This is a genomic window from Streptomyces sp. NPDC028711 (genome assembly GCF_055565415.1).
In genome coordinates, this window is the sequence record NZ_JBVHUJ010000001.1 from 116,738 (window position 1) to 135,793 (window position 19,056).

Below are 19,056 nucleotides of genomic sequence, written 5' to 3' on the forward strand. Positions count from 1 at the left end.
CCGTGCCCCGAAGGGCACGGCCGTTCTCGTGCATCGCGTCGATCAGACGTTGAAGCCGAGCGCGCGGAGCTGCTCGCGGCCGTCGTCGGTGATCTTGTCCGGGCCCCACGGGGGCATCCAGACCCAGTTGATCTTCAGCTCACTGACGATGCCGTCCGTCGCGGACTTCGCCTGGTCCTCGATCACATCGGTCAGCGGACAGGCCGCCGACGTCAGGGTCATGTCCAGCGTCGCGACGTTCGAGTCGTCGACGTGGATGCCGTAGATCAGACCCAGGTTGACGACGTCGATGCCCAGCTCGGGGTCGACGACGTCGTACAGCGCCTCGCGGACTTCTTCCTCGGAGGCCGGCTTCATCGTGGCCTCGGCGTTCTCGGTCATGCCGACTTCCTCACAGACTTCTCGTCGTCACCCAGCGCCTGGGCGGTCGCGTCCTTCCACGCCATCCAGCTGAGCAGCGCGCACTTCACCCGGGCCGGGTACTTGGAGACCCCCGCGAACGCGACCGCGTCCTCCAGGATCTCCTCCATGGCGTCGTCCGGCTCGATCTGGCCCTTGGACTGCATCAGCTCCAGGAACGTGCCCTGGATCTTCTGCGCCTCGGCCAGCTCCTTGCCGACGAGCAGCTCGTTGAGGACGGAGGCCGAGGCCTGGCTGATGGAGCAGCCCTGGCCCTCGTAGGACACGTCCTCGATGCGCGAGCCGTCGTACTTCACGCGGAGCGTGATCTCGTCGCCGCACGTCGGGTTGACGTGGTGCACCTCGGCGTCGCCGTCCCGAAGACCGCGCCCGTGGGGGTGCTTGTAGTGGTCCAGGATGACGTCCTGGTACATCGAATCCAGCTTCACGAGAATCCCCTACCCGAAGAAGTTCCGTACGTGCTCCAGACCGGCGACGAGCGCGTCGACCTCGCCCGGCGTGGAGTACAGATAGAACGACGCTCGCGTGGTCGCGGGAATTCCGTACCGCAGGCAGACCGGCCGCGCGCAGTGGTGGCCGACCCGGACCGCGATGCCCTCCTCGTCGAGGACCTGACCCACGTCGTGCGGGTGGATGTCGCCCAGCGTGAAGGAGATCGCCGCGCCGCGGTCCTCGGCCGTGGTGGGGCCGATGATCCGCAGGTCGGGCACCTCCTGGAGGCGCCGGACCGCGTACTCGGTGATCGCGTGCTCGTGGCGCGCGATGTTCTCCATGCCGATCGCCGACAGGTAGTCCACGGCCGCGCCGAGGCCGACGGCCTGGGCGATCGGGGGCGTACCCGCCTCGAACTTGTGCGGGGCCGGAGCGTACGTCGAGGAGTGCATCGAGACGGTCTCGATCATCTCGCCGCCACCGAGGAAGGGCGGCAGGTCCTCCAGGAGTTCCTGCCGTCCCCACAGCACGCCGATGCCGGTCGGGCCGACCATCTTGTGGCCGGTGAAGGCCACGAAGTCGGCCTGGAGCGCCTGCACGTCCAGGACCATGTGCGGCGCGGCCTGGGAGGCGTCGATGCAGACGAGCGCACCGACCTCCTGGGCGCGGCGGATGATCGTCTCCACCGGGTTGATCGTGCCCAGCAGGTTCGAGACCAGCGTGAACGAGACGATCTTCGTCTTCTCGGTGATGACCTCTTCGATGTTCGAGAGGTCGAGACGGCCGTCGTCGGTGAGGCCGAACCACTTCAGCTTCGCGCCCGTGCGCTGCGAGAGCAGCTGCCACGGCACGATGTTGGAGTGGTGCTCCATCTCCGTGATGGCGATCTCGGTCTCGTGGTCCACACGGTAGGGCTCGTCGGCCCAGCCCAGCATGTTGGCCACCAGGTTGAGCGACTCCGAGGCGTTCTTGGTGAAGATCACCTCGTCGCGGCTCGGGGCGTTGATGAAGGCCGCGACCTTGTCACGAGCGCCTTCGTACAGCGCCGTCGCCTCCTCGGCGACCGTGTAGACGCCGCGGTGGACGTTGGCGTTGTGACGCTCGTAGTACTCGTTGAGCGCGTCGAGGACCTGCCGCGGCTTCTGCGAGGTCGCCGCGGAGTCGAGGTACACGATCTTCTTGCCGTCGTGGACCACGCGATCCAGGAGCGGGAAGTCCTTGCGGATCGCCTCGGTGTCGAGGAGGCCGGAGAGCCCCTGATGGGCAGATGTCACGCGGATGCGCCACCCTTCGTGCTGTAGGCCTCGTAGCCCTCGTTCTCCAGCTTGTCGGCGAGCTCGGCGCCGCCGGACTCGACGATGCGGCCGCCGGAGAAGACGTGCACGAAGTCGGGCTTGATGTAGCGGAGGATCCGGGTGTAGTGCGTGATCAGCAGCGTGCCGACCTCGCCGGTCTCACGGACGCGGTTGACGCCGTCGGAGACCTGGCGCAGCGCGTCGACGTCCAGGCCGGAGTCCGTCTCGTCGAGGATCGCGATCTTCGGCTTGAGGAGCTCCATCTGGAGGATCTCGTGGCGCTTCTTCTCGCCGCCGGAGAAGCCCTCGTTGACGTTGCGCTCGGCGAAGGCCGGGTCCATCTGGAGCTGCTCCATCGCGGACTTGACCTCCTTCACCCAGGTGCGCAGCTTGGGGGCCTCGCCGCGGATCGCCGTCGCCGACGTGCGCAGGAAGTTGGAGACCGAGACGCCGGGGACCTCGACCGGGTACTGCATGGCCAGGAACATGCCGGCGCGGGCGCGCTCGTCGACCGACATCTCCAGGACGTCCTCGCCGTCGAGCGTGACGGTGCCGCTGGTGATCGTGTACTTGGGGTGCCCCGCGATCGAGTACGCGAGGGTCGACTTGCCTGAGCCGTTGGGGCCCATGATGGCGTGGGTCTCGCCCTGCTTCACGGTCAGGTCGACGCCCTTGAGGATCTCCTTCGTGCCGTTCTCGGCTTCGACAGAGACGTGCAGGTCGCGGATTTCAAGCGTTGCCATGGGTGACTCAGGACTCCTGGGTGACGGAGACGAGCACATCGTCCCCTTCGATCTTTACGGGGTATACGGGGACGGGGCGCGTCGCGGGAAGGCCGGAGGGCTTGCCGGTGCGCAGGTCGAAGCTCGACCCGTGCAGCCAGCACTCGATGGCGCAGTCCTCGACCTCGCCCTCCGAGAGGGAGACGTTCGCGTGCGAGCAGATGTCGTTGATCGCGTACACCTCGCCCTCGGTGTGCACGACCGACACCGGCGTGCCGTCGACCTCGACCCGCTTCGGGGTGTCGGCCTCCAGCTCGCTCAGTGCGCAGACTCGGACGAAGGCCATCAGACGGAGGCCTCCAGCTCGGCCTCGATCTTGGCGAGGAGGCGCTCCTGGACGTCCGGCAGACCGATCTGCTGGACCAGTTCCGCGAAGAAGCCGCGGACGACGAGGCGGCGGGCCTCGACCTCCGGGATGCCGCGGGACATCAGGTAGAAGAGCTGCTCGTCGTCGAAGCGGCCGGTGGCCGAGGCGTGACCGGCGCCGGCGATCTCGCCGGTCTCGATCTCCAGGTTCGGTACGGAGTCGACCCGGGCGCCGTCCGTGAGGACCAGGTTCCGGTTGAGCTCGTACGTGTCGGTGCCCTCGGCGGCGGCCTGGATGAGCACGTCGCCGATCCAGACGGCGTGCGCGCCCTGGCCCTGCAGCGCGCCCTTGTACGCCACGTTGGACTTGCAGTGCGGGGTGTTGTGGTCGACCAGGAGACGGTGCTCCTGGTGCTGCCCGGCGTCGGTGAAGTACAGGCCGAAGAGCTCGGCCTCGCCGCCGGGGGCCGCGTACGCCACGCGCGGGTGGATGCGGACGACGTCGCCGCCGAAGGTGACCACGACGGACTTGAAGGAGGCGTCGCGGCCGACCAGCGCGTTGTGCTGGGCGACGTGGACGGCCTTCTCGTCCCAGTCCTGGACGGAGACGACGGTCAGCTTGGCGCCGTCGCCGAGGACGTAGTCGACGTTGGCGGCGAGCACCGCGTCACCGGTGTGGTCGATGACCACGACGGCCTCGGCGAAGGCGCCGAGCTCGATCACCTGGTGGCCGAAGGCGACCCCGCCCTGGCCGTGCACCGCGATGCGGATCGGCTCGGTGAGGACGGCCTCCTTGGCGACGGTGACGACCGAGGCCTTCTCGAAGGAGGAGTACGCCTGGGCGGCGATCCGGTCGACGGGCGTGCCGGCCTTGCCGAGGCGCGCGTCGTCACGGCCGACGGTCTCCACGGTGACGCCCTCGGGGGCCTCGACGTCGACCCTGACGCCCTCGCCGGAGGCGACGGCGGTGCCGTCGTGGAGCCCGCGCAGGCGCTCGAGCGGCGTGAACCGCCACTCCTCCTCGCGGCCGTGCGGGACGGGGAAGTCCGCGACGTCGAAGGACGGGGGCGCGCTCATGCGCGTGGCGACGGTGGAATCGGCGGCCACCGCGATCGAGCCCGCGGTCGTGGAACCCGCCGGGATGTTCTGCTGAGCCTCAGCCATGGCTGTCGTGTTGCTCTCTTCCTGCGTACGTACGAAGTCGGTCGCTGCTGGTGCGGGCGGGCTGTTAGCCGACCGCGCCTTCCATCTGCAGCTCGATCAGCCGGTTGAGCTCAAGGGCGTACTCCATCGGGAGTTCCTTGGCGATGGGCTCGACGAAGCCGCGGACGATCATCGCCATGGCCTCGAACTCGGTGAGGCCGCGGCTCATCAGGTAGAAGAGCTGGTCCTCGGAGACCTTGGAGACGGTGGCCTCGTGGCCCATGGAGACGTCGTCCTCGCGCACGTCCACGTAGGGGTACGTGTCGGAGCGGGAGATCGTGTCGACGAGCAGCGCGTCGCAGAGCACGTTCGACTTGGACCCGGGCGCGCCCTCGCCGATCTCGATGAGACCGCGGTAGGAGGTGCGGCCGCCGCCTCGCGCCACCGACTTGGAGACGATGTTGGAGGAGGTGTTCGGGGCCATGTGGACCATCTTGGCGCCGGCGTCCTGGTGCTGGCCCTCGCCCGCGAAGGCGATGGACAGGGTCTCGCCCTTGGCGTGCTCGCCCATCAGGTAGACGGCCGGGTACTTCATGGTGACCTTGGAGCCGATGTTGCCGTCGACCCACTCCATGGTGGCGCCCTCGTAGGCGACGGCGCGCTTGGTCACCAGGTTGTAGACGTTGTTCGACCAGTTCTGGATGGTCGTGTAGCGGCAGCGGCCGCCCTTCTTCACGATGATCTCGACGACGGCGCTGTGCAGCGAGTCCGAGGAGTAGATCGGGGCGGTGCAGCCCTCGACGTAGTGGACGTAGGCGTCCTCGTCGACGATGATCAGCGTCCGCTCGAACTGGCCCATGTTCTCCGTGTTGATACGGAAGTAGGCCTGGAGCGGGATCTCGACGTGCACGCCCTTCGGCACGTAGATGAACGAGCCGCCGGACCACACGGCCGTGTTCAGGGAGGCGAACTTGTTGTCGCCGACCGGGATGACGGTGCCGAAGTACTCCTTGAAGAGCTCCTCGTGCTCCTTCAGCGCGGTGTCGGTGTCGACGAAGATGACGCCCTGCTCCTCCAGGTCCTCGCGGATCTGGTGGTAGACGACCTCGGACTCGTACTGGGCGGCGACACCGGCGACGAGGCGCTGCTTCTCGGCCTCGGGGATGCCGAGCTTGTCGTACGTGTTCTTGATGTCCTCCGGCAGGTCCTCCCAGGACTCGGCCTGCTTCTCGGTGGACCGCACGAAGTACTTGATGTTGTCGAAGTCGATGCCGGAGAGGTCGGAGCCCCAGGTCGGCATGGGCTTCTTGCCGAAGAGCCGCAGACCCTTGAGACGCAGCTTCAGCATCCACTCGGGCTCGTTCTTCTTCGAGGAGATGTCGCGGACGACGTCCTCGTTGAGGCCACGCTTGGCGGTGGCACCGGCCGCGTCGGAGTCGGCCCAGCCGTACTCGTACCGACCCAGGCCCTCAAGCTCGGGGTGGCTGATCTCGGTGGTCATGCGGGGTTCCTCCCGGCGGTACTGACGGATGCTGATGGGGTGGTGGTCTGTGGGGCGCTGTGCGGGATGAACGTGGTGCAGACGCCGTCACCATGCGCGATGGTGGCCAGACGCTGGACGTGCGTTCCCAGGAGGCGGGAGAAGAACTCCGTCTCCGCCTCGCACAGCTGTGGGTACTGCTCGGCGACGTGGGCGACCGGGCAGTGGTGCTGGCAGAGCTGCTCGCCGACCGGCGCGTTCCGCGCAGTGGCAGCGTACCCGTCCGCCGTCAGGGCCTTGGCGAGAGCCTCGGTCCTCTGCTCGGGCTCGGCGGCCTCGACGGCTGCCCGGTAGGCGCCGCCCTGGGCCTCGATCCGGTCCCGGGCGAAGGCGGCGACGGCCGCCTCCCCGCCGGCGTTCCGCTCGATCCAGCGGAGCGCCTCGACGGCCAGCGAGTCGTACGACTGGTCGAAGGCGTCCCGGCCGCAGTCGGTGAGCGCGAAGATCTTCGCGGGGCGGCCGCGGGCTCGTGCCCCGTAGACGCGCTTCTCACGGGCTTCGACGACCTTGTCGGCGACCAGTGAGTCGAGGTGGCGCCGCACGGCCGCCTGGGTGAGGCGGAGCCGTCCGGCCAGATCGGCGACGGTCGAGGGACCGTGGTCCAGGATCGACCGCGCGACCCGGTTGCGCGTCGAACGCTCACGGGTCGCGAGTTCCTCCACAGGAGCCGCGCCAACGTTTTTCACAACGCCATTGTTGCGTAATTAATCTCGGACTGACAAGCGGCGCCGAAAGTGGCGACGGTGCCGTGCGTCACTCAGGTAAGGCTTACCTGACCTGCGGAAATGATCATTCGTAGGACGAATGAGGTCCGCCCACGGGCCCCGCGACCGGAGGACCCCCGGAGGCTCTCTAGACTTCCCGGCATGCGAAACACGCCCGTCGGTGGCACCGTCAGTGCCGTCCGCGTACGCGGCCTGGTCAAGCGGTACGGGGGCAAGACCGCCGTCGACGGCCTCGATCTCGACGTACGCTCCGGCACCGTCACCGCCGTCCTGGGCCCCAACGGGGCCGGGAAGACCACCACCATCGAGACCTGCGAGGGCTACCGCAGGCCCGATGCCGGCACCGTCCGCGTCCTCGGCCTCGACCCCGTCGCCGACGCGGCGGCCCTCCGCCCCCGCATCGGCGTCATGCTCCAGTCCGGCGGCGTCTACTCCGGCGCCCGCGCCGACGAGATGCTCCGCCACATGGCGAAGCTCCACGCCCACCCCCTGGACGTGGACGCCCTCATCGAGCGGCTCGGCCTCGGCTCCTGCGGCCGTACGACCTACCGGCGGCTCTCCGGCGGCCAGCAGCAGCGCCTCGCGCTCGCCATGGCCGTCGTCGGCCGCCCCGAGCTCGTCTTCCTCGACGAGCCGACCGCGGGCCTCGACCCGCAGGCCCGCCGGGCCACCTGGGACCTGCTGCGGGAGCTGCGCGCCGACGGCGTGACCACCGTCCTCACCACGCACTTCATGCAGGAGGCGGAGGAGCTCGCGGACGACGTCGCCATCGTCGACGCCGGCCGGGTCGCCGCCCAGGGCAGTCCCGAGGAGCTGTGCCGGGGCGGCGCCGAGAACACCCTGCGCTTCACCGGACGTCCCGGACTCGACCTCGGCTCCCTGCTCAAGGCACTGCCGGACGGCACGGCCGCCGCGGAGACCCTCCCGGGGACGTACCGGATCACCGGCGGCGTCGACCCCCAGCTGCTCGCCACGGTCGCCAGCTGGTGCGCCCAGCACGGCGTCATGGCCGACGGCATCTCCGTCGAGCGCCACACCCTCGAAGACGTGTTTCTGGAACTGACGGGCAAGGAACTGCGGTCGTGAGCACTGGCACCTACTCCCCGAAGCCGGGAGCCGCCCCCGTCGGCCGGATGATCGCCGCGCAGACGGCCCTGGAGACCCGGATGCTGCTGCGCAACGGCGAGCAGCTGCTCCTCACCGTGATCATCCCCTCGCTGCTCCTGGTGCTCTTCTCGACGGTCGACATCGTCGACACCGGAGCCGACAAGGCCGTCGACTTCCTGGCCCCGGGCGTCCTCGCCCTCGCCGTCCTGTCGACCGCCTTCACCGGGCAGGCCATCGCGACCGGCTTCGAGCGGCGGTACGGGGTGCTCAAGCGGCTCGGCGCCTCACCGCTCCCCCGCTGGGCGCTGATGACCGCCAAGACGCTCTCCGTCCTGGTCACCGAGGTCCTCCAGATCGCCCTCCTGACGGCGATCGCCCTGGCACTCGGCTGGTCCCCGCGGGGCAACCCCGCGTCCGTCCTGCTGCTCCTGGTCCTCGGCACGGCCGCCTTCTCGGGCCTCGGCCTGCTGATGGCCGGCACGCTGAAGGCCGAGGCCACCCTGGCCGCCGCCAACCTGGTCTTCCTGCTGCTCCTGGTGGGCGGCGGGGTCATCGTCCCGCTGGAGAGGTTCGGCGCGGCGGGCGACATGCTGGCGCTGCTCCCGATCTCCGCCCTCTCGGACGGCCTGCGGGACGTCCTCCAGGAGGGTGCGGCGATGCCCTGGGGCGACGCGCTGATCCTGGCGGTCTGGGCGGTCCTGGGGCTCGGGGCGGCGGCGCGGTTCTTCCGCTGGGAGTAACCGGAAGGTTCCGTTCGGCCACATACGCCCCCCTCGTGAAAGCGCGCACAAGCGCCGCCCTACGATAGGGCCCGTGCTGACCCCCCTCGCCTCCATCGCCAGGCGCTGGACCCCGTCCCCCAGGACGCTCCGGCGCGCCGCGCTCTCCGCCGTCGTGATGAGCGTCCTCATCATCGTCACGGGTGGCGCGGTCCGGCTGACCGGTTCCGGTCTCGGCTGCGACACCTGGCCCAAGTGCACCGACGACAGCCTGATCGTGACGCCCGAGCAGGGCTACCGCGGCCTGATCGAGTTCGGCAACCGGATGCTGACGTACGTCCTGTCGGCGGCCGTCGGCTGGGCGATCATCGCCGCCCGGTCCACCAAGCCGTGGCGCCGGAACCTGACCCGCTGGGCCTGGGCGCAGTTCTGGATCGTGATGAGCAACGCCGTCCTCGGCGGCATCACGGTGTGGATGGGCCTCAACCCGTGGACGGTGGCCGGCCACTTCCTCGCCGCGAACGCCCTGCTGACGGTGGCGGTCATCACCTGGCACCGGACCGCCGAGGGCGACGCCGCCCCACGCCCGCGCGTGCCGCGCCCGGTGCGGAAGCTGTCCTGGGCCGTCGCGATCTCCTCCAGTCTGCTGATCGCGCTCGGTACGACCGTGACCGGCGCCGGCAAGCACGCCGGTGACAGCAGCGAGGTCCCGCGCATGCCGTGGGACTGGACGGACGCCGCCCACCTCCACGCCATCGCCGCCTGGGTCGTCTGCGCCCTGGCGCTCGCGATGTGGCTGGTCCTCCGCGTGGTCGACGCCCCGGTCGACACCCGGGCACGCGCCCGCGACCTGCTCGTCGTGCTGCTCGCCCAGGGAGCGATCGGCTACGTCCAGTACTTCACCGGCGTCCCCGAGCTGCTCGTCGCCGTCCACATGCTCGGTTCCTCGCTGATGTGGATCGCGGTGCTGCGGCTCGCCCTGAGCATGCGCGAGCGCCCGGCGCCCACCGCCGACATCCCGGCCCAGGCGGAGCCGGAGCCGGCGAGGGCCTGACCTTCCGCTCCGACAGGCACGGACCGCCCGGGTCTACCGGCTCCCCGCGAGCCGGTAGACCCGGCGTGCGTTGTCCCCCGCGATCATCGTGGCGACCCGCTGCGCGTCCGTACGGGTCCAGGCGCCGTCCATGACCCACTCGCCGAGCACCCGGGTGAGCGCGGAGCGGAAGACGCCGGCGGCGACCACGTGCAGCTCGGGCAGCCCGTGGGCGCCGCTGGAGAACAGCAGCTTGCCGAAGGGTGCCCGCTCCAGGACCTCCGCGAGGACGGCCGCCGCCCGCGCCCCCGTGTGCGCGAGGACCGGGCCGAGGTCCGCGTACACATGCGGGTGCGTGCCGGTCAGCCGCGCGGCGGCGCGGTGGTGCGGATAGGAGTGCAGCAGCACCAGATCGGTACCGAGGCCCGTGGTGGCGGCGGCGAAACCGGCGACCGCGGCCGGGTCCCGGTCCCCGGTCTGCAGCTGGAGGGGGCGTCCGGCGGTGACCGCGACCCAGAGCAGATGGCGCAGCAGGACGGAGTCGGTGAGCCTGCCGCCGGCCGGGCGCCCGGCCAGCCAGCGCCCCGCCGCCCCGCGCACCTCCCCGGGCCCCGGCGGCTCGGACGCGTACGCGAGCCCCTGGCGCACGCCCGACGCGGAGGCGAAGGCCACGGCGCCGGCGGCTGCCCCGTGGACGGCCTCGGCGAGGTTGGCGAGGAAGCCCTCGACGGTGCCCGAGGTGTCGGCGACCTGTTCGGCGAGGGGTTCGAGGCGGACGATCTCGTGGGCCTCGGCCGCGCCCGTGGCGGCCAGCTCGGCGGGCCCGGTCAGATCGCCGGGGAGCCCGGTGTCGACCAGGTAGGTGGCGATACCTGAGGCGCGGAGCAGCCGGCGGCCCGCCTCGGCGACGCCGAGCTCGCGGCGGCGCGCGAGATACCGGGCTGGCGGGCAGTGCGGTTCGAGACCGAGGAGCGGCGGGCACCAGCGGCGCACGGCGAAGCCGGTCTGGGTGTCGAAGAAGGTGGTGCCCGCGGCGGGCGGCGCGGAGCTCCCGCCGAGCTGGGCGCCGAGGTGGGCCTCGAAGGTGCCGAGGCCGAGCTCCGTACGGAGCACCCCGTGGCAGTACTGGTCCACCAGGCTCGGCATGTCGATCATCTCGGGGGGCTCCCTGCGTGGACGTGTCGCGTCTCCACAGGTCCTAACGGGTGAGCCCCACGCGAGGTTGTTGCCTCAGCCGTTGGAGGGGCCGCCGATCTGGATCCCGGCCATCCGGGTCCACTCGTACGGTCCGGTGACGACCTTCGCGGCGATCTCGCCGTCGAACTCCTCGTGGAGGGTGAGACCGGCCTTCTCCGCCGCCTGCTGCGCGATCGCGTACGTCGGCGCGACGAGGTCGCCCCAGCCGCCGTCGGTGCCGACGAGGACGATCCGGGTGCCCGCCTGGCCGATGTGCGCGAGGTGCCCCTCGGAGCCGCCGTGCTCCTTGGCGAAGGCCCGGATCTCCTTGGCGAGCTTGGCCGCCTTGCGCTCTTCGTGCTTCGTTTCTGCCATGACAGCGATGCTACCGACGCGTAGATCGAGTGACGACGGCCGGGCCACGTGGCCTATCCCACGTGACCCGGCCGTCGGACCGAGCAGATCATCTGAGCGGTACGTCTCCGACAAAAGCCCTATCGGAGGAAGGGGTCCACCGCGACCGCCACGAAGAGCAGCGAGACATAGGTGATGGACCAGTGGAAGAGGCGCATCTCCTTGAGCTTCGCGCCCGTCGCGCCGGCCTTCGCGCGGGCCAGGAGCCCGTGCGCCTCCCAGAGCCACCAGCCACCGGTGAGCAGCGCCACGGCCAGGTAGAACCAGCCCGTGTAGCCCAGCGGGGTCAGCAGCAGCGAGACGGCGACCATCACCCAGCTGTAGAGGACGATCTGCTTGGCGACGACCTTGTTGGAGGCGAGGACGGGCAGCATCGGCACGCCCGCGCGCGCGTAGTCGTCCTTCACCTTCATCGACAGCGGCCAGTAGTGCGGCGGCGTCCAGAAGAAGATGACGAGGAAGAGGATGACCGCGGCCCAGGACATCGAGTTCGTCACGGCCGACCAGCCGATGAGCACCGGCAGGCAGCCGGCGATGCCGCCCCAGACGATGTTCTGCGCGGTCCGCCGCTTCAGGATCATCGTGTAGACCACGACGTAGAAGAGGAGCGCGCCGAGCGAGAGGGCGGCGGAGAGCCAGTTGACGAGCAGGCCGAACCAGAGCGTGGAGACCACGGCGAGGGTGAGGCCGAAGACCAGGCCCTCGCGGGGCGTCAGCACGCCGGTGACCAGCGGACGCTGGGAGGTGCGGTCCATCAGCGCGTCGATGTCGCGGTCGATGTACATGTTCAGGGCGTTTGCGCCGCCCGCCGAGAGGTATCCGCCGAAGCAGGTGACGAGCACCAGCCACAGGTCGGGCACGCCCTGCTCGGCGAGGAACATCACCGGGACGGTCGTGATGAGCAGCAGTTCGATGATCCGCGGCTTGGTCAGCGCCACGTATGCCTTGACACGGGCCCCGAACGGCCGATGGCCCCCCGGGCTGGGAGTCAAGACGACCCCTGCGGGTCGGGACTCGACGGCCGTCACGCACACCCCTGACAGAGAAATTCCCAGCAAGCCCCCCGGATGAAGGCGGGGTGAAGCTTGCGCGTACCACGCCACTGTAGACGTTGCCCAGACACCGATCTTCGCGGGGGTGGGGTCGTGTTGAGGGGGTACGTCCCAAGGGGTGGACACGCCCCGGGAGGCGAACTCACACGGGCGGCGGCAGTCTTGCTCTGTCCGCTCATTTGAGGGGCGCGCACACGAAAAGAGGGACGTCCGGCGGGGGTAGGCTCGACACCGCCGGTACACCCTCAGTCACCGGCTTCAGACATGTGGAGAGGAGCCCTGACCCAGGGTGAGCACTAAGCCGACCACCACAGACCTCGAGTGGACCGAGTTGGACCAGCGGGCCGTCGACACCGCCCGCATCCTGGCCGCGGACGCCGTACAGAAGGTCGGCAACGGCCATCCCGGTACGGCGATGAGCCTGGCGCCCGCCGCGTACACCCTCTTCCAGAAGGTGATGCGGCACGACCCGGCCGACCCCGAGTGGGTCGGGCGCGACCGGTTCGTCCTCTCCGCCGGCCACTCGTCCCTGACCCTCTACACCCAGCTGTACCTGGGTGGCTTCGGGCTCGAGCTCGACGACCTGAAGGCCTTCCGCACCTGGGGCTCGAAGACCCCCGGGCACCCGGAGTACGGTCACACCGCCGCCGTCGAGACGACCACGGGCCCGCTGGGCCAGGGCGTCGCGAACGCCGTGGGCATGGCGATGGCCGCCCGCTACGAGCGCGGTCTGTTCGACCCGGAGGCCGCCACCGGCACCTCCCCGTTCGACCACCGCGTCTACGCGATCGCCGGTGACGGCTGCCTGCAGGAGGGCATCTCCGCGGAGGCGTCCTCGCTCGCGGGCCACCAGAAGCTCGGCAACCTGATCCTGCTGTGGGACGACAACCACATCTCGATCGAGGGCGACACCGAGACGGCCGTGTCCGAGGACACGATGAAGCGGTACGAGGCGTACGGCTGGCACGTGCAGCGCGTCGAGCCGCAGGCCAACGGCGACCTGGACCCGGCCGCGCTGTACGCGGCGATCAGGGCCGCCGAGGCCGAGACCGAGCGTCCGTCGTTCATCGCGATGCGCTCGATCATCGCCTGGCCGGCGCCGAACGCGCAGAACACCGAGGCCGCGCACGGCTCGGCGCTCGGCGACGAGGAGATCGCGGCCACCAAGCGCGTCCTGGGCTTCGACCCGGAGCAGACCTTCGAGGTCTCCGACGAGGTCATCGCGCACACCCGCTCGCTCGGCGACCGCGGCCGTGAGGCCCGCGCCGCATGGGAGAAGTCGCTCGCCGAGTGGCGTACGGCCAACCCGGAGCGTGCCGCCGAGTTCGACCGGATCCAGGCGAACGAGCTGCCGGCCGGCTGGGCCGAGAAGCTCCCGGTCTTCGAGCCGGGCAAGGGTGTCGCCACCCGTGCCGCCTCGGGCCAGGTCCTCAAGGCGCTCGGCGCGGTCATCCCGGAGCTGTGGGGCGGCTCGGCCGACCTCGCCGGCTCCAACAACACGACGATCGACAAGGACTCGTCGTTCCTGCCCGAGGGCAACCCGCTGCCGGAGGCCGACAAGTACGGCCGCACGATCCACTTCGGCATCCGCGAGCACTCCATGGCCGCGGAGATGAACGGCATCGCGCTGCACGGCAACACGCGCGTCTACGGCGGCACCTTCCTGGTGTTCTCCGACTACATGCGCAACGCGGTGCGTCTCTCCGCGCTGATGCACCTGCCCGTGACGTACGTCTGGACCCATGACTCGATCGGTCTGGGCGAGGACGGCCCGACGCACCAGCCGGTGGAGCACCTCGCCTCGCTGCGCGCGATCCCGGGTCTGAACGTGGTCCGTCCGGCCGACGCCAACGAGACGGCGATCGCCTGGCGCGAGATCATGCGGCGCCACACCAAGGTCTTCGGCAAGGGCGCCCCGCACGGCCTCGCGCTGACCCGCCAGGGCGTGCCGACGTACGCGCCGAACGAGGACACCGTCAAGGGCGGCTACGTGCTCTTCGACGCCGAAGGGCCCTCCGGGCAGAACACAGAGGCCGAGGTCGTGCTGATCGCGACCGGCTCCGAGGTGCACCTGGCCGTCGAGGCCCGGGAGCAGCTCCAGGCCGCCGGTGTCCCGACCCGCGTCGTCTCGATGCCGTCCGTGGAGTGGTTCGAGGAGCAGGACCAGGCGTACAAGGACTCGGTCCTGCCGCCGTCGGTCAGGGCTCGGGTCGCGGTCGAGGCCGGTATCGGTCTCACCTGGCACCGGTACGTCGGGGACGCCGGCCGGATCGTCTCGCTCGAGCACTTCGGTGCCTCGGCGGACGCGAAGGTCCTGTTCCGTGAGTTCGGGTTCACGCCGGAGGCGATCGTCGCCGCCGCGCGGGAATCGATCGACGCCGCCGCGCGCTGACGTCCATACGTACGACTTAATTGGAGATGCAACTCCCATGACAGACGCTCTCAAGCGCCTCTCCGACGAAGGCGTCGCGATCTGGCTGGACGACCTCTCGCGCCAGCGGATCACGTCCGGCAACCTGGCCGAGCTGATCGACCAGAGCCACGTGGTCGGTGTCACCACGAACCCGTCCATCTTCCAGAAGGCCATCTCGGAAGGTCACGGGTACGACCAGCAGCTGGCCGACCTCGCCGCCCGCAAGGTGACCGTCGAAGAGGCCATCCGCATGATCACGACGGCGGACGTCCGTGACGCCGCCGACATCCTGCGGCCGGTCTTCGACGCGACCGACGGCCAGGACGGCCGGGTCTCCATCGAGGTCGACCCCCGTCTCGCCCACGAGACGACCGCCACCGTCGCCGAGGCCAAGCAGCTGGCGTGGCTGGTGGACCGTCCCAACACGCTCATCAAGATCCCGGCCACCCAGGCGGGTCTGCCGGCGATCACCGAGGTCATCGGCCTCGGCATCAGCGTCAACGTCACGCTGATCTTCTCCCTGGAGCGCTACCGCGCGGTCATGGACGCCTACCTGGCGGGCCTGGAGAAGGCCAAGGAGCGCGGCCTGGACCTCTCCAAGATCCACTCGGTGGCCTCCTTCTTCGTCTCCCGCGTGGACTCGGAGATCGACAAGCGCCTCGACGGCATCGGCACCGACGAGGCCAAGGCCCTCAAGGGCAAGGCCGCCCTGGCCAACGCGCGTCTCGCGTACGAGGCCTTCGAGGAGGTCTTCTCCTCCGAGCGCTGGGCCGCCCTCGACAAGGCGCAGGCCAACAAGCAGCGTCCGCTGTGGGCCTCGACCGGCGTCAAGGACCCGGCGTACAAGGACACCCTGTACGTCGTGGACCTGGTCGCCCCCGGCACGGTCAACACCATGCCGGAAGCGACCATGGAGGCCACCGCCGACCACGGCGAGGTCACCGGTGACACCGTGCGCGGCACGTACGACCAGTCGCGCGCCGAGCTGGCGGCCGTCGAGAAGCTGGGCATCAGCTACGACGACGTCGTGCAGCTCCTGGAGGACGAGGGCGTCGAGAAGTTCGAGGCGTCCTGGAACGACCTGCTCAAGTCCACCGAGGCGGAGCTCGAGCGCCTCGCACCTTCGGAGGCGTAAGCACTTTGAGCGCAGTCCACGGAGCCAACCCGCTCCGTGACGCCGCAGACCGACGGCTCCCGCGCATCGCGGGGCCGTCGGGTCTGGTGATCTTCGGCGTCACGGGCGATTTGTCCCGTAAGAAGCTGATGCCTGCCGTCTACGACCTGGCCAACCGCGGCCTGCTGCCGCCGGGCTTCTCGCTCATCGGCTTCGCCCGCCGCGAGTGGGCGGACGAGGACTTCGCGCAGGAGGTCTACGAAGCCGTCAAGCAGCACGCGCGCACCCCCTTCCGCGAGGAGGTGTGGCAGCAGCTCATCCAGGGCATGCGGTTCGTCCAGGGCGACTTCGACGACGACACGGCCTTCGAGCAGCTCAAGTCGACGATCGAGGAGCTCGACAAGGCACAGGGAACGGGCGGCAACTTCGCCTTCTACCTGTCCGTGCCGCCGAAGTTCTTCCCGCTCGTCGTCCAGCAGCTCAAGAAGCACGGTCTTGCCGACCAGAAGGACGGCTCCTGGCGCCGCGCGGTCATCGAGAAGCCCTTCGGCCACGACCTGGTCTCCGCCAAGGAGCTCAACGAGGTCGTCCACGAGGTCTTCCCGCCCGATGCGGTCTTCCGGATCGACCACTACCTCGGCAAGGAGACCGTCCAGAACATCCTGGCGCTCCGCTTCGCCAACACCCTCTTCGAGCCGATCTGGAACCGGTCGTACGTCGACCACGTGCAGATCACCATGGCCGAGGACATCGGCATCGGCGGCCGCGCCGGCTACTACGACGGCATCGGCGCCGCCCGTGACGTCATCCAGAACCACCTGCTCCAGCTGCTCGCGCTGACCGCGATGGAGGAGCCCGCCTCCTTCGACGCCGACGCGCTGGCCGCCGAGAAGACCAAGGTCCTCGGCGCGGTGAAGCTGCCCAAGGACCTCGGCGCGTCCACGGTCCGCGGCCAGTACGCGGCCGGGTGGCAGGGCGGCGCGAAGGCCGTCGGCTACCTCCAGGAAGACGGCATCGACCCCCAGTCGAAGACCGACACCTTCGCGGCCATCAAGCTGGAGATCGACAACCGCCGCTGGGCGGGCGTCCCCTTCTACCTCCGTACGGGCAAGCGCCTGGGCCGCCGCGTCACCGAGATCGCGGTCGTCCTCCAGCGTGCCCCGCACTCCCCCTTCGACCACACCGCGACCGAGGAACTCGGCCGCAACGCCATCGTGATCCGGGTCCAGCCGGACGAGGGCGTGACGGTGCGGTTCGGCTCCAAGGTGCCCGGCACCCAGATGGAGATCCGGGACGTGTCGATGGACTTCGCGTACGGCGAGTCCTTCACGGAGTCCAGCCCCGAGGCGTACGAGCGGCTCATCCTCGACGTCCTGCTCGGCGACTCGAACCTCTTCCCGCGCGTCGAGGAGGTCGAGCTGTCCTGGAAGATCCTCGACCCGATCGAGCAGTTCTGGGACAGGCACGGCAAGCCCGCGCAGTACCAGTCCGGGACCTGGGGTCCCGTCGAGGCGGACGAGATGCTCGCACGAGACGGACGGAGCTGGCGGCGGCCATGAAGACCGACCTGACGGACACCACGTCCTCCAAGATCAACAAGGCGCTGGTGCTCGGGCGGCGGGCGATCGGCACGCCGGCCGTCGGCATGGTGCTCACCCTCGTCATCGTCACCGACGAGGAGAACGCCTACGACGCGCTGAAGGCCGCGAACGAGGCGTCCCGCGAGCACCCCTCGCGGACCCTCGTCGTCATCAAGCGGGTCTCGCGCTCCCCGCGGGACCGCGCCAAGGCACGGCTCGACGCCGAGGTCCGCCTCGGCGCCGACGCCAGCACCGGGGAGACGGTGGTCCTCCGGCTCTACGGCGAGGTCGGCGACCACGCCCAGTCGGTGGTGCTCCCGCTGCTCCTCCCGGACGCCCCCGTCGTCGTCTGGTGGCCGGTGAACGCGCCGACCGACCCGGCGAACGACCCGCTGGGCGCCCTCGCCCAGCGCCGGGTGACCGACACGTACGCCGCCGAGCAGCCCATCCACGAGCTGGCCGCGCGCGCGGACGCGTACACCCCGGGCGACACGGACCTCTCCTGGACCCGGATCACCCCGTGGCGCTCGATGCTGGCCGCCGCGCTCGACCAGGTCGTGTGCGAGGTGACCTCCGCCGAGGTGGAGGGCGAGGAGTTCAACCCGAGCGTCGAACTGCTCGCCATGTGGCTGGCGGAGCGGCTGAAGGTGCCGGTGCGGCGCTCGAAGTCGGCCGGCCCCGGTCTCACCTCCGTACGGATGCAGACCAGCTCGGGACCGATCGTGCTCGACCGGCCGGACGGCTCGCTCGCCTCGCTCTGCATCCAGGGTCAGCCCGACCGTGCCGTGGCGCTCAAGCGCCGTGAGACGGCCGAGCTGATCGCCGAGGAGCTGCGCCGGCTCGACCCGGACGACACGTACGCGACGGCGCTCAAGTTCGGTCTCGAGCGTCTGGACGAGGAGGCGGCCGTCACGGCTCCCGAGCCGGAGGCCGTCGTGACCGAGGCCGGTCCCGAGGCCGAGCCCGAGCCCGCGGCGAAGCCCGCCGCGAAGAAGGCACCGGCGAGCAAGAAGGCGGCGGCCAAGTGAGCACCCCTCAGCTGGTCGTCCACCGCGACAAGGAGCTGATGGCGCAGGCGGCCGCGGCCCGGCTGATCACCCGGATCGTCGACGCCCAGGCCACCCGCGGCTCCGCCTCGGTCGTGCTGACCGGCGGGCGCAACGGCAACGGTCTGCTCGCGGCGCTCGGTACGGCGCCCGCGCGGGACGCGATCGACTGGTCGCGGCTCGACCTGTGGTGGGGCGACGAGCGTTTCCTGCCGGAGGGCGACCCCGAGCGGAACGTCACCCAGGCCCGTGAGGCACTGCTCGACCGGGTGCCGCTCGACCCGGCCCGGGTGCACGCCATGCCGGCGTCGGACGGCCCGTACGGCAGCGATGTCGACGCCGCCGCGGCCGCGTACGCGACGGAGCTCGCGGCCGCCACGGGTGGCCGCGGCGCCGTGCCGGCCTTCGACGTCCTGATGCTGGGCGTCGGCCCCGACACCCATGTGGCCTCGCTCTTCCCGGAGCTGCCGGCGGTCCGCGAGACCGAGCGGACGGTGGTCGGCGTGCACGGCGCGCCCAAGCCGCCGCCGCTGCGGATCTCGCTGACCCTTCCGGCGATCCGGGCGGCGAAGGAGGTCTGGCTGCTCGCGGCCGGTGAGGACAAGGCGAAGGCGGCGGCCATCGCGCTGTCGGGCGCGGGCGAGGTGCAGGCCCCGGCGGCCGGTGCCTACGGCCGCTCGCGCACCCTGTGGCTGCTGGACGCGGCGGCGGCCTCGGAGCTGCCGCGGAGTCTGTATCCGCCGGCTTCGGCCTGATTCA

At 70.3% G+C, this 19,056-nt stretch carries 19 protein-coding genes; 8 read left to right on the forward strand and 11 right to left on the reverse strand.

Going from position 1 to position 19,056, the window contains the following annotated elements:
* Window positions 1-42 precede the first annotated feature (42 nt).
* The 8 genes from ACZ4VK_RS00555 to ACZ4VK_RS00590 all read right to left on the reverse strand — a co-directional run bounded on the left by ACZ4VK_RS00555 (window position 43) and on the right by ACZ4VK_RS00590 (window position 6,604).
* A complete protein-coding gene (locus ACZ4VK_RS00555) occupies window positions 43-381 on the reverse strand; it encodes a metal-sulfur cluster assembly factor (protein ID WP_468346993.1) in 339 nt (112 codons plus the stop codon).
* Complete coding sequence (gene sufU / locus ACZ4VK_RS00560) at window positions 378-848, reverse strand: Fe-S cluster assembly sulfur transfer protein SufU (RefSeq protein WP_468346995.1); 471 nt, start codon at window positions 846-848, stop codon at window positions 378-380. The genes ACZ4VK_RS00555 and sufU overlap by 4 nt, the downstream gene beginning before the upstream one ends.
* 9 nt (window positions 849-857) lie before the next feature.
* Window positions 858-2,126 (reverse strand): cysteine desulfurase, encoded by a 1,269-nt coding sequence (locus ACZ4VK_RS00565; RefSeq protein WP_030205922.1) that lies wholly within the window; start codon window positions 2,124-2,126, stop codon window positions 858-860.
* Window positions 2,123-2,890 (reverse strand): Fe-S cluster assembly ATPase SufC, encoded by a 768-nt coding sequence (gene sufC, locus ACZ4VK_RS00570; RefSeq protein ID WP_384143233.1) that lies wholly within the window; start codon window positions 2,888-2,890, stop codon window positions 2,123-2,125. Before sufC ends, ACZ4VK_RS00565 begins: the two co-directional genes overlap by 4 nt.
* Before the next feature lie 7 nt (window positions 2,891-2,897).
* Window positions 2,898-3,215: a bifunctional 3-phenylpropionate/cinnamic acid dioxygenase ferredoxin subunit gene (locus tag ACZ4VK_RS00575; protein WP_030692512.1), complete on the reverse strand. Its 318-nt coding sequence runs from the start codon at window positions 3,213-3,215 to the stop codon at window positions 2,898-2,900.
* Window positions 3,215-4,399 (reverse strand): Fe-S cluster assembly protein SufD, encoded by a 1,185-nt coding sequence (gene sufD, locus ACZ4VK_RS00580; protein ID WP_468346998.1) that lies wholly within the window; start codon window positions 4,397-4,399, stop codon window positions 3,215-3,217. Before sufD ends, ACZ4VK_RS00575 begins: the two co-directional genes overlap by 1 nt.
* A 64-nt stretch (window positions 4,400-4,463) precedes the next feature.
* A complete protein-coding gene (gene sufB / locus ACZ4VK_RS00585; RefSeq protein ID WP_329419615.1) occupies window positions 4,464-5,879 on the reverse strand; it encodes a Fe-S cluster assembly protein SufB in 1,416 nt (471 codons plus the stop codon).
* A complete protein-coding gene (locus ACZ4VK_RS00590; protein ID WP_468347000.1) occupies window positions 5,876-6,604 on the reverse strand; it encodes a helix-turn-helix transcriptional regulator in 729 nt (242 codons plus the stop codon). Before ACZ4VK_RS00590 ends, sufB begins: the two co-directional genes overlap by 4 nt.
* A 180-nt stretch (window positions 6,605-6,784) precedes the next feature.
* Between ACZ4VK_RS00590 and ACZ4VK_RS00595 the strand changes: the two genes are divergently transcribed.
* From ACZ4VK_RS00595 to ACZ4VK_RS00605, 3 genes are all read left to right on the forward strand, one after another.
* A complete protein-coding gene (locus tag ACZ4VK_RS00595; protein ID WP_468347002.1) occupies window positions 6,785-7,729 on the forward strand; it encodes an ABC transporter ATP-binding protein in 945 nt (314 codons plus the stop codon).
* Window positions 7,726-8,490, forward strand: coding sequence for an ABC transporter permease (locus ACZ4VK_RS00600; protein ID WP_468347004.1), 765 nt, complete (start codon window positions 7,726-7,728; stop codon window positions 8,488-8,490). The genes ACZ4VK_RS00595 and ACZ4VK_RS00600 overlap by 4 nt, the downstream gene beginning before the upstream one ends.
* A gap of 73 nt (window positions 8,491-8,563) precedes the next feature.
* Window positions 8,564-9,523: a COX15/CtaA family protein gene (locus ACZ4VK_RS00605; RefSeq protein ID WP_468347006.1), complete on the forward strand. Its 960-nt coding sequence runs from the start codon at window positions 8,564-8,566 to the stop codon at window positions 9,521-9,523.
* A 33-nt stretch (window positions 9,524-9,556) separates the two neighbouring features.
* Here ACZ4VK_RS00605 and ACZ4VK_RS00610 read toward each other — a convergent pair whose 3' ends face one another.
* The 3 genes from ACZ4VK_RS00610 to ACZ4VK_RS00620 form a co-directional block, all read right to left on the reverse strand.
* Window positions 9,557-10,657, reverse strand: a complete 1,101-nt coding sequence (locus ACZ4VK_RS00610; RefSeq protein WP_468347008.1) for an amidohydrolase family protein — start codon at window positions 10,655-10,657, stop codon at window positions 9,557-9,559.
* 75 nt (window positions 10,658-10,732) lie between these two features.
* Window positions 10,733-11,053 (reverse strand): hypothetical protein, encoded by a 321-nt coding sequence (locus tag ACZ4VK_RS00615; protein WP_360782750.1) that lies wholly within the window; start codon window positions 11,051-11,053, stop codon window positions 10,733-10,735.
* 119 nt (window positions 11,054-11,172) lie between these two features.
* Window positions 11,173-12,120: a heme o synthase gene (locus ACZ4VK_RS00620; protein WP_468347010.1), complete on the reverse strand. Its 948-nt coding sequence runs from the start codon at window positions 12,118-12,120 to the stop codon at window positions 11,173-11,175.
* A 313-nt stretch (window positions 12,121-12,433) separates the two neighbouring features.
* On the opposite strand from ACZ4VK_RS00620, the gene tkt reads away from it, so the two are divergent.
* Genes tkt through pgl form a run of 5 tightly spaced genes read left to right on the forward strand, consistent with a single transcriptional unit; the run spans window position 12,434 to window position 19,052 of the window.
* Window positions 12,434-14,536: a transketolase gene (gene tkt / locus ACZ4VK_RS00625; RefSeq protein WP_468347012.1), complete on the forward strand. Its 2,103-nt coding sequence runs from the start codon at window positions 12,434-12,436 to the stop codon at window positions 14,534-14,536.
* Window positions 14,537-14,573: 37 nt separating this feature from the next.
* Entirely contained in the window at window positions 14,574-15,692 is a 1,119-nt protein-coding gene (gene tal / locus ACZ4VK_RS00630) for a transaldolase (protein ID WP_468347014.1), read from the forward strand.
* Window positions 15,693-15,697: 5 nt separating this feature from the next.
* Window positions 15,698-17,230 carry a glucose-6-phosphate dehydrogenase gene (gene zwf / locus ACZ4VK_RS00635; protein ID WP_468347016.1) on the forward strand — a complete coding sequence of 511 codons (1,533 nt, stop codon included), beginning with the start codon at window positions 15,698-15,700 and terminating at the stop codon, window positions 17,228-17,230.
* Window positions 17,227-18,279 carry a glucose-6-phosphate dehydrogenase assembly protein OpcA gene (opcA, locus tag ACZ4VK_RS00640; RefSeq protein ID WP_468347018.1) on the forward strand — a complete coding sequence of 351 codons (1,053 nt, stop codon included), beginning with the start codon at window positions 17,227-17,229 and terminating at the stop codon, window positions 18,277-18,279. The genes zwf and opcA overlap by 4 nt, the downstream gene beginning before the upstream one ends.
* Window positions 18,276-19,052 (forward strand): 6-phosphogluconolactonase, encoded by a 777-nt coding sequence (gene pgl / locus ACZ4VK_RS00645; RefSeq protein ID WP_468347020.1) that lies wholly within the window; start codon window positions 18,276-18,278, stop codon window positions 19,050-19,052. The genes opcA and pgl overlap by 4 nt, the downstream gene beginning before the upstream one ends.
* The last annotated feature ends 4 nt before the right edge of the window (window positions 19,053-19,056 follow it).

Excerpts from the sequence above, each read along its gene's own strand:
- ACZ4VK_RS00555 (WP_468346993.1), bottom strand. The coding sequence starts at position 381 with ATGACCGAGAACGCCGAGGCCACGATGAAGCCGGCCTCCGAGGAAGAA.
- sufC (WP_384143233.1), bottom strand. The coding sequence starts at position 2,890 with ATGGCAACGCTTGAAATCCGCGACCTGCACGTCTCTGTCGAAGCCGAG.
- ACZ4VK_RS00575 (WP_030692512.1), bottom strand. The coding sequence starts at position 3,215 with ATGGCCTTCGTCCGAGTCTGCGCACTGAGCGAGCTGGAGGCCGACACC.
- sufD (WP_468346998.1), bottom strand. The coding sequence starts at position 4,399 with ATGGCTGAGGCTCAGCAGAACATCCCGGCGGGTTCCACGACCGCGGGC.
- sufB (WP_329419615.1), bottom strand. The coding sequence starts at position 5,879 with ATGACCACCGAGATCAGCCACCCCGAGCTTGAGGGCCTGGGTCGGTAC.
- ACZ4VK_RS00595 (WP_468347002.1), top strand. The coding sequence starts at position 6,785 with ATGCGAAACACGCCCGTCGGTGGCACCGTCAGTGCCGTCCGCGTACGC.
- ACZ4VK_RS00610 (WP_468347008.1), bottom strand. The coding sequence starts at position 10,657 with ATGATCGACATGCCGAGCCTGGTGGACCAGTACTGCCACGGGGTGCTC.
- ACZ4VK_RS00615 (WP_360782750.1), bottom strand. The coding sequence starts at position 11,053 with ATGGCAGAAACGAAGCACGAAGAGCGCAAGGCGGCCAAGCTCGCCAAG.
- tal (WP_468347014.1), top strand. The coding sequence starts at position 14,574 with ATGACAGACGCTCTCAAGCGCCTCTCCGACGAAGGCGTCGCGATCTGG.
- opcA (WP_468347018.1), top strand. The coding sequence starts at position 17,227 with ATGAAGACCGACCTGACGGACACCACGTCCTCCAAGATCAACAAGGCG.